The organism is Streptomyces sp. NPDC104313 (assembly GCF_055583985.1).
On record NZ_JBVJMW010000001.1, the window covers coordinates 266548 to 278160 of the forward strand.

The window sequence follows — 11613 nt, forward strand, 5'->3', positions numbered from 1 at the left end:
GCACGCTCCTCCGCTCCGTCCCACCGGCGTCCCCGGTCCGGGACACGCGGTAGGCACCGCGACGGCAACGCAGTCGAAGGAGCGATCCGGTGAGCACCGAGCGACCCGACAACGACGTGACCGGCCCCCGGCGGCGACGGCCGCCGCTCGCGGTGGCCTCGGTGGCCGCGGCCGTGCTGCTGGCCGGGGGCGGGGGGGCGTACTGGGCCTCGGCCGCCGCGGGCGACGGCGGCGCGGCGGCCAGCGGCGCGGCGGACAGGAAGCCTGCCCCCCTGCTGGCCCTGGACGCCCCGGCGGACGGCCCGAGCGGTGCGTCCCCGGACTCCCCTCCCCCCGGCATCGCACCCGGCGAGCCCGACCCGGGCGGTCCGCCCGTGATTCTCCGGGCCGCGGGCGAGCTTCCGGACGGCCCGGACGAGGCGGCGGTCCACCATGCGAAGGGCACGGTCGCGTCGGCCGACGTCGCCCGACTGGCGGAGGCGCTGGGCATTGCGGGCTCGCCACGCACCGAGGGCACGTCCTGGGTGGTCGGCGACGACGACGGTCCCGGTGCGCTCCTGAAGGTGACGAAGCAGGCCCCGGGCACCTGGACGTTCGCCCGTACCACCGCGCCCAAGCCCTGTGAGCCCGGGACGATGTGCGCGAACGGGGCCTCGGAGCCGGGCGGCGACCCGGTGAGCGAGAAGGCGGCGAAGGCGGCGGCGGTCCCGGTGCTCAAGGCGGCCGGGCAGGACGGCGCGGCGCTGAACGCGGGCCAGCTGATGGGCGACGTCCGTGTGGTGAACGCCGACCCGAGGATCGACGGGCTCCCGACGTACGGCTGGTCGACCGGCGTCCAGGTGGGCCCGGACGGCAAGGTGACCGGCGGCAGCGGGCACCTGAAGGCGCTGGAGAAGGGCGACAGCTACCCGGCGATCGGCGCGGACGAGGCGCTGAAGCAGCGAAACGCCGCGAGCAGGGGCAAAGGCGACGCCGACCGGGACATCGGCGGCTGCGCCACTCCCGTACCGCTGGAGGGTGAGCGGAAGTCCCCGTCGGACCCCCAGTGCGTGCCGTCGAACGGCAAGCGGGCCCCGGTGGAGCAGACGGTCGAGAGCGCGGTGTTCGGTCTCGCGCTGAACCACGTGGACGGCCGGCAGACGCTGGTGCCGTCCTGGCTGTTCACGGTCCGCCAGGCCCCGGGCGGCCCGGAGAGCACCGTCACGCAGGTCGCCGTGGACCCGGATTTCATCGAGAAGCCCACGACGCCGACGCCCTCCGGGGACCGGAAGGTGACGTCGTACGGCGCGGACGGGCGGACCCTTGAGGTGACGTTCTGGGGCGGCGTGTGCAGTACGTACACGGCGAGCGCGCGGGAGAGCGCGGGCCAGGTGCGGATCTCGGTGACGGAGAAGCCGCAGGAGGGCAAGAAGGCCTGCATCATGATCGCCAAGGAGCTGACGCGGACGGTGACGCTGGAGAAGCCGCTGGGCGACCGTACGGTGATCGACGCGGCGTCGGGCGGCGCGGTGCCGCGCGGCTGACGGCGGACGTACGAGGGCGGCCCCGGTACTGATCCCGGGGCCGCCCTCGTATGCCGTATTCGTACGCGCGGCGCCTAGCTGAACGAGTCGCCGCAGGCGCAGGAGCCGGAGGCGTTCGGGTTGTCGATCGTGAAGCCCTGCTTCTCGATGGTGTCGACGAAGTCGATGGAGGCGCCGCCCAGGTACGGGGCGCTCATCCGGTCGGTGACGACCTTGACGCCGTCGAAGTCCTTCACGACGTCACCGTCGAGCGAACGCTCGTCGAAGAAGAGCTGGTAACGCAGGCCCGAACAACCGCCGGGCTGGACGGCGACGCGCAGCGCCAGGTCCTCGCGGCCTTCCTGCTCCAGCAGGCCCTTGACCTTGGCGGCGGCGGCGTCGGACAGGAGGATGCCGTCGCTCACGGTGGTGGTCTCGTCCGATACGGACATCTGCTTCTCTCCCGGGTTGTACGGACTGCTTGCCGACGGTTCAACCGCCTCGGCCGCGGATTCATTCCGTGCCAAGCGCTTGTCTGTTCCTTTTCATGCTCGCACACCGGGCCGTCCGGGGGATGCGTCACATCGACACTATCGGCATCGTCAAAGTGACACGAAGCGGCTATGATAGATAGCGTCAAATAGACGAAAAGGCGAGTTCGCCGAAGCTCTTCGCGGAAGTTCGCGGAGTGAACTTGAGTTCGCAGACTAGAAAGGGTGCGTGACGTGACCACGGCCCAGCCCCTGGACGTACAGCCGACACCGCTCGCGCTGCTGCTGCTCGGCCGTGAGGCCGACCCGAGGAGCGAGCGCGGCGTCGAATGCCCCGGCGACCTGCCCTCCCCGTCCGACCCGGACCTGGTGGAGCGCGCCCGCGTCGCGAAGGAGAAGCTCGGGGACAAGGTGTTCGTCCTCGGCCACCACTACCAGCGCGACGAGGTCATCCAGTTCGCGGACGTCACCGGCGACTCGTTCAAGCTGGCCCGGGACGCGGCCGCACGCCCGGAGGCCGAGTACATCGTCTTCTGCGGCGTCCACTTCATGGCGGAGTCCGCGGACATCCTGACCACGGACGCCCAGGCGGTCGTCCTGCCCGACCTGGCGGCCGGCTGCTCGATGGCCGATATGGCCACCGCCGAGCAGGTCGCCGAGTGCTGGGACGTGCTGACGGAGGCCGGGGTCGCCGAACAGGTGGTGCCCGTCTCGTACATGAACTCCTCCGCCGACATCAAGGCCTTCACCGGCCAGCACGGTGGCACGATCTGTACGTCGTCGAACGCGAAGCGGGCCCTGGAGTGGGCCTTCGAGCAGGGCGAGAAGATCCTCTTCCTCCCCGACCAGCACCTGGGCCGCAACACGGCCGTGCGGGACATGGGGCTGGAGCTGGAGGACTGCGTCCTCTACAACCCGCACAAGCCGAACGGCGGCCTCACCGCCGAGCAGCTGCGCGACGCGAAGATGATCCTGTGGCGCGGCCACTGCTCGGTCCACGGCCGCTTCTCGGTCGAGGCGGTCGAGGACGTCCGGGCCCGGATGCCCGGGGTCAACGTGCTGGTGCACCCCGAGTGCAAGCACGAGGTCGTCGCCGCCGCGGACCACGTGGGCTCGACGGAGTACATCATCAAGGCCCTGGAGGCGGCCCCGGCCGGCTCCAAGTGGGCCATCGGCACGGAGCTGAACCTGGTCCGCCGACTGGCGAACCGTTTCGCCGCGGAGGACAAGGAGATCGTCTTCCTCGACAAGACGGTCTGCTTCTGCTCGACGATGAACCGCATCGACCTGCCGCACCTGGTCTGGACGCTGGAGTCGCTGGCCGAGGGCAAGCTGGTCAACCGGATCGAGGTCGACCCGGAGACGGAGAAGTACGCGAAGCTCGCGCTGGAGCGGATGCTGGCGCTGCCGTAGAGCCGTACAGCTCCCCGAAGCCCTGGTGCGCCGTCGGCGTACCGGGGCTTTCGCGTACGCCGGGGACGGCTCGGCGGGGATGTTCCGGCAGGAACGTTCCGGTGGGGCCGGTTCTCCCGTACGGCAGCCAATGACACCACGCCGTAACTACGCTGCTACTCACCGCAGCGAACCTTCGCGCGGGCGGGACCGACGGGCCCGATGAGGCTGACCGGAACGAACGGCGAGAACGGTGGGGCGGGCATGAGTTACGAGGACCGTGGAACGGGCGTCGGCGACGAGGCACGGGGGGCAGGCGCGGAGCACGAGGTGCGGCAGAAGGACGCCGCCGCCGACGCCCCGGCACGCATGGAGTCGGCACGCGCGGAGTCGGCACGCGCGCAGGAGGAGGTACGTGACCTGCGGGCCGCCGCCGAGCAGGACCCCGCGACCGGCCTGCCCGCGCTGGCCGGGGCCCTGCACCGGCTGTCGAACCTGCTCTCCGCCACCGGGGACCGCACCGGCGCGCTGCCCCCGGCGAAGGAGGCCGCGCGGATCTACGCCGAGCTCGGCATGAAGCGCCCCGGCGACTTCCAGGCGGAGCTGGCCCTGGCCATGGGCGCCCTCGGCGACCGCGTCGCCGACACCGGGGACCGGGTGGCCGCCGTGCCGTTCGCGAAGCAGTCCGTGCGGCTCCAGCGCGAGCTGGTCGAGGAGGAGCAGCCGGGCGCGTCCGTCCCGGCGCTCGCCGCGTACCTCCTGACCTACGCCACGCGTCTGGCGGGCGCCGGGGAGGCCGTGGAGGCCGTGCCCCGCGCCGAGGAGGCGGTCGACCTCCTCCGGGGCCTCGCCGAGGAGGATCCGGAGACCTTCCTCCCCCGGCTCGCCGGCGCCCTTCACGCCCTCGGCCACCACCGCGCGGCCGTGAGCGACACCTCCGGTGCCATCGAAGCGGCCCAGGAGGCGCGCAGCCGCTTCCGCGCGCTCGCCGCACAGCGGCCGGACGTCTTCCGCCCGGAGCTGGCCACGGCGCTGGACGGCCTGGCCGGTCACCTCGACAAGGGCGGTGACGCGGGGACGGGCCTCCGGGTGGCGGAGGAAGCCGTCGCCCTCTGCCGCGAGTTGGCCGCGCAGCACCCCGAGGCCTTCCGCCCCGGCCTCGCCGCCGCGCTGCGCACCCTCGCCCGGAGCCTGGCCGGCACCGGCGACCCGCAGGAGGCCCTGCTCCCGGCGCGGGAGGCCGTCGATCTCCTGCGCGAGCTGGGGGACGCCGTCCTGGCCGATCTGGCCGACTCCCTCCAGGTGCTCGGCACGTACGTGGAGCTGAACGGGGACGCCGAGGGGGCGGTGGAGGCGTTCTGGGAAGCGGTGGCCCTCCACCGGTCGCTGGCGCTGGAGGCCCCCGACGCCGCCCTGGTCTCCGCCCCCGGCGCCCCCGGCACCGCCCTGGTCTGCGCCCTCGACGACCTGGCCCGGGCGCTCGCCCGTACCGGCGAACACGGATCGGCGATCGAGGAGTTCGACGCGACCGTCAAGGAGTTCGCCGGGGCCGGTCCGGCGACCGCTCGGCGCCTGGGCGTGGAACGGAGCGCCTTCCTGCTGCGCTGCCCGGCCCCCTGGCCCGCGACCGGGGTGAGTGAGCTGGTGAACCGGCTCGACGAGGACGCGGAGAGGACCGGAGGCGCGGACACCGTGACCGTACGGGCCCGGCAGGCGCTGCGCGCATACGGTGACATCGCGGCGGTGCACACGGCCTGGGAGGACGAGACCTTCACGCCCGTGCCGGACTGGCTCCTCCTGTCGCCGGGGACGCTCGACCTCGTCAGTGCGTGGATGTTCGCGCCCAACTGGCCCCGGTCACGCGACTTCTGGTCCGAGCACGCCGAGGCGCTCGGCAGCGAGGAGGCGGCGACGGCCCTGGACGAACTGGCGATCCTGGACCCGGACGGTGCGCGGCGGCACGCCCTGCTCCGCGAGGCCGTCCTCGCCCACGGGGTGACCGCCGCCTACGATCCGCTGATCCTGCGGGAGCAGTTGGCCCAGTGGCTGGAGTGCGCGGACTGGACGGAGTCACGGGCGTACCTGGAGGAGCATCCGCGCCTGCTGACGGTAGAGCTGCCCGACGCCACCCCGCTGGCCCATGTCGCGATGCTGGAGATCGGCCGCGTCGAGGGACTGGACGCCGCGTACCGCCTCGTCGAGGACCGCGAGGCCCTCCAGGCCTACGTGAACCGGGCGCTGGAGGCCGGGGACGGGGTCGCGCTGATGCACGGCGGGGGCATCGAGGGCCAGGTCTTCGGCGACCGGCTCTCCTCGCTCACCCACGCACAGGTGGCCCTGGTGCTCGCGGGGGCAACCGAGGGCTTCGAGCCGGACGACCTGGCCGCACTCCTGCACAAGGCCGACGAGGAGACCCGCGCCCGGCTGGTACGGGAGACGGCCGCCCTGAGCACCCGCCGCCCCAACCCTCACGGGGACGCCTGGGTCCGGATCATCCAGGCCCTCGGCGGGGGCGCCTGAGGGGCACCGGCCGTCAGCGGGAGGGCCCGGGAGCCGCGTTCGTCAGTCGGCGCTCTCCAGCCGGCCGCCCCGGCTCGCCGCGATCCGCAGGGTGTCCCCCAGCGACTCGGCGAGCCGGGTGCCCGCGAACCGCAGCTCCCGCTCCCCCACCACGGACTCCGCCAGCAACTCCCGCGCTTCGGAGAGCACTTCCTCTGCCGAGGCGATCATGGACGCCTCCAGCTCGTCGGCCATCCGCGAGACGCGACTGTCGGGGTCCGTGGTGCTGAGCCAGCACGGACCCCCGAAGTCGTTGGTCCACGGGAGCAGTCGCAGGGCCCGGCCCTTGTTGTCGAACATCATCTCGGTCGCTACCTCCGGAGAAGGCCCTCTGGTGCACCGCACGAAAGGGCGGTTACGGTGTGTGCCGCAATCGTCGCCCTGAGAAACATGACCTCAACAGAGCGCAGCTGTCCCGGCCTTGGGAACGGGACACACGAAAGGCACGCACCGTGACGTTCAAGCCCCAACCCCTCACGCCCTATGTCTCCGCCCGCCACTACTTCGGCTCCGAGCAGCGCCGCCACCGCGAGCGGGCGAACCTGTCCCTGGTCCAGCTCGCGGGCATCGTGAACTCCAGCAAGAGCGCGCTGGGCCGGATCGAGACGGCGGAGCTGATGCCGCCGCCGGACATCCCGAGCCGTCTGGACATCGCCTTCGGGACCGACCAGCACTTCCACGGGCTCTACGAGCTGGCCCGGCGCGAGATCCACCCGGACAAGTACCAGCGGTACATGGACTTCGAGTTCCGGGCGGAGGTGATAGAGCAGTACGGGGCGCAGGCGTTGCCGGGGCTGTTGCAGACGGAGGGGTACGCGCGGGGGTTGCTCCGCTGCCAGGAAGAACTGAGCCCCGAACAGGTCGAGGATCGTGTCACTGCGCGGATGTCCCGTCAGGTGCGACTGCGTTCGGACGACCCACCACTCCGTTGGGCGATCATCGACGAGGCGGTACTGCGGCGACAGGTCGGCAAACCTGACTGCATGCGCGAGCAACTGGCGTCGCTGCTGGAGCAGGTGGACACGCCGAGCAGTAAGGTTCAGGTGATGCCGTTCAGCGCGGGGCCGCACTCGTTGCTGGGCGGCGCGCTGACTCTGCTGACCCTGCCGGATGGCACTTCGGTGGCGTACGAGGAAGGCATCCAAGCCGGTCATCTCTACGAGGACCCGGTCGCGGTGAAGAAATGGCGGCGGCAGTACGAGGTGCTGCGGGCCAACTCCCTCACGCTGGACGAGTCGGCGGAACGGATTCGTACCGCGATGGAGGGCTACCGACCATGACCCACTCCCCCGAGCTGAGCACCGCCCGCTGGCGCAGCAGCAGCCACAGCAACACGAACGGGGGCGAATGCGTGGAGATCACCGACGACTTCCCCGGCCTCGTCCCCGTACGCGACAGCAAGAACCCCACCGGCCCCGCGCTCATCCTCCGGGCCTCCACCTGGGACACGTTCATCTCGTCGGTCAAGTAGACCGGGGGCACCCGGATGGGGCCTGTCCCACACTCATGCGTGGGACAGGCCCCATGCCTTACCAGGCGGTGAGCGAGGGCCTTGCGCGCCTCGGCAACACTCGACAAAGGGGACGAAAATGGCGACTGTCCGGTGCGGGTGAGTCGGCGGATCTAGACCACGAACTCCTCGTGAGGGATGGCGCGGTCCCACAGAGCCTCAAGTGAGGTGACGACCATTTTGACTGTAGTGGGGTCCTCGTTGAACTCATGTCCAGCCCACTCGCCGCCGCCGGTGAACCAGTGGAAGAGCACCCGCTCGTCGTCGATCGACCAGAGGTCGTTCCCCGGCAGCGCGAGGTCGGAGGAAAGCCGCCTGGGGAGCCAGCGCACCATCTCGCCGGCCGCGATGTTGTGGCGTGCGGTCAGGGAGTGTTCCCACCGGATGTAGTCAGTCACCGGCTCCGAGACGATCCGAATCCGCCGCAGTGTCACGCCGCGGGCCGTTGTCTCCTTCACCAGTCCCTGCCAATGACGGTATTCCTCCGGCAGTTCGACTTCGCGTCCTTCTCGCCACGCTTCGAACAGCGGGTCCGCCATGTAACTGTCGCGCATCTCCAGGTGAACGGCCGAGCGCTCAGCACTCCTCAGCAGGGCGGTGAAGTCCGGCACGTTCTGCTGCATCGCACGCCTTTCGCAGGGTCGGGATCATCCGGGCGGGGACGCGGACCACGGTCTCGTGGTCGGGTACCCCCTTGGGGTGACCCGGTACCTTACGTCCTGCGCGAGGACCGCTGGGGGCAGGGCTATGCGACGAGGGCTGTCGAGGAACTCGTCGCCCTCGCCTTCACCACAGCCTGCCTCGATTCCCTCGGTGCCAAGCACCATCCCGACAACCCCGCCTCGGGACGGGTGCTCGCGAAGGCCGGCTTCACACGGATCGGGAAGGTGAACGGGATGATCGAGTACCGCCTGCGGCCCGGCCACCACACGGGAGACAGGGGAGGGGCCTGTTCCCACGCACCCGCGTGGGAACAGGCCCCTCCCCTCTGTCAGGTCAGACCTTCGCCGGCTCGGCCTCGCGGGCCTCCTCCGGATCGACCTGCTCCGGCACGCCCGCCTTGGCGGCGCGCTTGGCCGCCTTCTTCTTGGCGCGGCGCTCCTTGCGGAGCTCGACCATCGCGTACAGCGTCGGCACGAGCAGCAGGGTCAGCAGGGTGGAGCTGATCAGACCGCCGATCACCACGACGCCCAGCGGCTGCGAGATGAAGCCGCCCTCGCCGGTGACGCCGAGCGCCATCGGGAGCAGGGCGAAGATGGTCGCCAGCGCCGTCATGATGATCGGGCGGAAGCGGTGGCGCCCGCCCTCGATGACGGCTTCCACGATCCCGAGGCCCTGGGCGCGGTACTGGTTGATCAGGTCGATCAGCACGATCGCGTTGGTGACCACGATGCCGATGAGCATCAGCATGCCGATCATCGCGGGGACACCCAGCGGGGTGCCCGTGATCAGCAGCAGGGCCAGGGCGCCGGTCGCCGCGAACGGGACGGAGACCAGCAGGATCAGCGGCTGGACGAGCGACCGGAAGGTGGCTACCAGCAGCATGAAGACGATCGCGATGGCCGCCAGCATGGCGAGGCCGAGCTTCATGAACGCTTCGTTCTGGTCCTCGGTGACACCGCCGATGGTGGCGGTGGCGCCCTCGGGGAGGTCCAACGCGTCGATCTTCGCGGCGAGGTCCGTGCTGACCGCGCCCGTGTTGTCGCCGACGGGCTTGGCGGTGATCGTCGCCGAACGCTGGCCGTCGATCCGGGTCATCGAGACCGGGCCCGGGACCACCTTCACGTCGGCGATGTCGCCGAGCTCGACCGGGCCGAGCGGCAGGGCCTTCAGCTCGGCCATGGTGGCGGCCGGCTTCGAGGAGCGGATGACGATGTCGCGCTCGGTGTCGTCCAGCGTCGCGGAGCCGGCGGGCGTGCCGCGTACGGCTCCGGCGACGATTCCGCCCAGGGCGGCGGAGTCGAATCCGGCGGCGGCGGCCTTGTCGTTGGCGGTGACCGAGATGCGCGGGACGCTCTGCGCCAGGTCGCTCTGGACGTCGGTGACGTCCTTGATCGTGGCGACCTCGGTGCGGACAGCCTCGGCCGCCTTCTTCAGGGTGTCCCCGTCGGCGGCCTTGACCACGACGCTGAGGTCCTGGGAGCCGAAGCCGTCGCCCGCGGCGATGGTGGTGTCGCCGATGCCGTCGAGCTTGCCGAGGGCCTCTTCGATGCGGTCCTGGGCGTCCGCGTGGTCCGCGGCGTCCTTCAGGGTGACCTGGTAGGAGGCCTGGTTGGCGCCCGTACCGCCGCCGAAGGCGGCCATGAAGCCGGAGGAGCCGACGGTGACCTGGTAGTCCTTGACGCCCTTGTCCCGCTCGATGACCTTCTCGACCTTGCGGGCCGCCTCGTCGGCGGCTTCCAGGCTGGTGCCGGGGGTCAGCTCCTGCTTGACGGTCAGGACCTCCTGCTCACCGGCGTCGAAGAAGTTCGTCTTCAGCAGCGGGACCATCCCGAAGGTGCCGAGGAGCACGGCGGCGGCGATGACGAGGCTGGTGACCCGGCGGCGGGTCGCGAAGCGCAGGACCGGGACGTAGATCCGCTGGAGCTTGCTGGCCGCCTCCTTCTCCTCGGCGAGGCGGCGGGCCTCGGCCGCGTCCTCGGGGGTGCCCTTGGGGGCGCGGAGGAACCAGTACGACAGCACCGGCACCACGGTGAGCGAGACCAGCAGGGAGGCCAGCAGCGCCGCGGTGATGGTCAGCGAGAACGAGCCGAAGAGCTGGCCGACCATGCCGCCGACCAGACCGATGGGCAGGAAGACGGCGACGGTGGTGAGGGTGGCGGAGGTGACCGCTCCGGCGACCTCCTTGACCGCGGTGATGATCGCCGCGTGGCGCTCCTCGCCGTAGCCGAGGTGACGCTTGATGTTCTCCAGGACCACGATCGAGTCGTCGACGACCCGGCCGATGGCGATGGTGAGCGCGCCGAGCGTGAGCATGTTGAGCGACAGGTCGCGGGTCCAGAGCACGATCAGCGCGAGGACGATCGAGAGCGGGATGGAGACCGCGGTGACCAGCGTCGAGCGGATCGAGGCGAGGAAGACCAGGATCACGACGACCGCGAAGACCAGGCCGAGCGCGCCCTCCGTGGTGAGGCCCGAGATCGACTTGGAGACGGCGGGGCCCTGGTCGGAGACGACCGTCAGCTCCGCGCCCACGCCGAGGTCCTTGCGGAGGTCGGGGAGCTTCTCCTTGACGGCGTCCGAGATGGCGACGGCGCTGCCGTCCTTGTCCATCGTCGCCATCACGGCGAGGCTCGGCTTGCCGTTGGTGCGGGTGATGGAGACGGCCGCGGACGGCTCCTGCTTCACCTCGGCGACGTCACCGAGACGCACCGGCTTTCCGGGCGCTCCGCCCGCCGGGTCCTTGGCGACGACCTGGAGGTCCTCGATCTGCTTCAGCGAGGTGTAGGCGCCGCCGACCTGGATGGTGCGGCTCTTGCCGGACTCGGAGAAGGAACCGGCCGGCACCGTGGCGCCGCCCGCCTGGAGGGCCTGGGCGAGCGTGCCCGCGTTCAGGCCGGCCTCGGCGAGCTTCCTGTCGTCGGGGACGACGGAGACCTGGAGGTCCCGCACACCGTCCACCGTGACCTGGCCGACGCCTGCGATGTCCTCCAGGGCCGGGACGACCGTGCGGTCGAGCTGGTCGGCCAGTACCTGCTGGTCCTTGTCGGAGGTGACGGCGAGGACCACGGTCGGGATGTCGTCCGTGGATCCGGCGACGACCTGCGGGTCGACGCCGTCGGGCAGCTGGGCGCGGGCCCGGTTCACCGCCTGCTGGATGTCCGCGACGAGCTGCTTGGTGCCCTCGTCGCCGAAGTCGAAGGTCGCCATGATGAGGGCGTTGCCCTCGCTGGCGGTGGAGGTGATGCCCTCGACGCCGTCGACGGCCTTGAGGGAGTTCTCCAGCGGCTCGACGACCTGCTTCTCGACCACATCGGGAGACGCACCCTGGTAGGGCGCCAGCACCGAGACCATCGGCAGTTCGATGGTGGGCAGCAACTGCTGCTTGAGCTGCGGGATCGCTATCGCGCCGAAAACCAGCGCGACAATCGAGATCAGCCCGATCAGGGCCCTTTGCGCGAGGCTGAATCTGGACAGCCAGGACATGGGTGGGTCTCTC

The 11613-nt window shown here is 70.9% G+C and carries 9 protein-coding genes and 1 pseudogene; 6 read left to right on the forward strand and 4 right to left on the reverse strand.

All coding sequences use genetic code 11. The features are described from left to right. Nucleotides 1–89: 89 nt before the first annotated feature. Nucleotides 90–1523 carry a hypothetical protein gene (locus ACZ60Q_RS01225; RefSeq protein WP_469626593.1) on the forward strand — a complete coding sequence of 478 codons (1434 nt, stop codon included), beginning with the start codon at nt 90–92 and terminating at the stop codon, nt 1521–1523. A gap of 74 nt (nt 1524–1597) precedes the next feature. On the opposite strand, the gene ACZ60Q_RS01230 is transcribed toward ACZ60Q_RS01225, so the two are convergent. Beyond that, nucleotides 1598–1954 (reverse strand): HesB/IscA family protein, encoded by a 357-nt coding sequence (locus tag ACZ60Q_RS01230; protein WP_007451212.1) that lies wholly within the window; start codon nt 1952–1954, stop codon nt 1598–1600. Nucleotides 1955–2218: 264 nt separating this feature from the next. On the opposite strand from ACZ60Q_RS01230, the gene nadA reads away from it, so the two are divergent. Next, the gene (nadA, locus tag ACZ60Q_RS01235) at nt 2219–3406 is read left to right on the forward strand and encodes a quinolinate synthase NadA (RefSeq protein WP_469626596.1); all 1188 of its coding nucleotides are present in this window, start codon (nt 2219–2221) and stop codon (nt 3404–3406) included. 243 nt (nt 3407–3649) lie between these two features. After that, complete coding sequence (locus tag ACZ60Q_RS01240; protein ID WP_469626599.1) at nt 3650–5905, forward strand: tetratricopeptide repeat protein; 2256 nt, start codon at nt 3650–3652, stop codon at nt 5903–5905. A gap of 42 nt (nt 5906–5947) precedes the next feature. Here the strand turns inward: ACZ60Q_RS01240 and ACZ60Q_RS01245 are convergent, their stop codons facing one another. Then, a complete protein-coding gene (locus ACZ60Q_RS01245) occupies nt 5948–6247 on the reverse strand; it encodes a hypothetical protein (protein WP_469626602.1) in 300 nt (99 codons plus the stop codon). A 149-nt stretch (nt 6248–6396) separates the two neighbouring features. On the opposite strand from ACZ60Q_RS01245, the gene ACZ60Q_RS01250 reads away from it, so the two are divergent. Next, a complete protein-coding gene (locus tag ACZ60Q_RS01250; protein WP_469626605.1) occupies nt 6397–7224 on the forward strand; it encodes a helix-turn-helix domain-containing protein in 828 nt (275 codons plus the stop codon). Continuing rightward, nucleotides 7221–7415 carry a DUF397 domain-containing protein gene (locus ACZ60Q_RS01255; RefSeq protein WP_469626607.1) on the forward strand — a complete coding sequence of 65 codons (195 nt, stop codon included), beginning with the start codon at nt 7221–7223 and terminating at the stop codon, nt 7413–7415. The genes ACZ60Q_RS01250 and ACZ60Q_RS01255 overlap by 4 nt, the downstream gene beginning before the upstream one ends. Before the next feature lie 152 nt (nt 7416–7567). Here ACZ60Q_RS01255 and ACZ60Q_RS01260 read toward each other — a convergent pair whose 3' ends face one another. Further along, entirely contained in the window at nt 7568–8077 is a 510-nt protein-coding gene (locus tag ACZ60Q_RS01260) for a DUF6879 family protein (RefSeq protein ID WP_469626609.1), read from the reverse strand. Between the two features lie 96 nt (nt 8078–8173). Here ACZ60Q_RS01260 and ACZ60Q_RS01265 point away from each other — a divergent pair. Next, nucleotides 8174–8269, forward strand: a pseudogene (locus tag ACZ60Q_RS01265) (GNAT family N-acetyltransferase); the annotation flags it as partial. A 181-nt stretch (nt 8270–8450) separates the two neighbouring features. On the opposite strand, the gene ACZ60Q_RS01270 reads toward ACZ60Q_RS01265, so the two are convergent. Next, nucleotides 8451–11600, reverse strand: a complete 3150-nt coding sequence (locus ACZ60Q_RS01270) for an efflux RND transporter permease subunit (protein WP_469626612.1) — start codon at nt 11598–11600, stop codon at nt 8451–8453. Between the last annotated feature and the right edge of the window lie 13 nt (nt 11601–11613).

Bases quoted from the DNA above. Each gene is read 5' to 3' on its own strand.
- ACZ60Q_RS01230 (WP_007451212.1), bottom strand. From the start codon at position 1,954: ATGTCCGTATCGGACGAGACCACCACCGTGAGCGACGGCATCCTCCTG.
- ACZ60Q_RS01240 (WP_469626599.1), top strand. From the start codon at position 3,650: ATGAGTTACGAGGACCGTGGAACGGGCGTCGGCGACGAGGCACGGGGG.
- ACZ60Q_RS01245 (WP_469626602.1), bottom strand. From the start codon at position 6,247: ATGATGTTCGACAACAAGGGCCGGGCCCTGCGACTGCTCCCGTGGACC.
- ACZ60Q_RS01255 (WP_469626607.1), top strand. From the start codon at position 7,221: ATGACCCACTCCCCCGAGCTGAGCACCGCCCGCTGGCGCAGCAGCAGC.
- ACZ60Q_RS01260 (WP_469626609.1), bottom strand. From the start codon at position 8,077: ATGCAGCAGAACGTGCCGGACTTCACCGCCCTGCTGAGGAGTGCTGAG.
- ACZ60Q_RS01270 (WP_469626612.1), bottom strand. From the start codon at position 11,600: ATGTCCTGGCTGTCCAGATTCAGCCTCGCGCAAAGGGCCCTGATCGGG.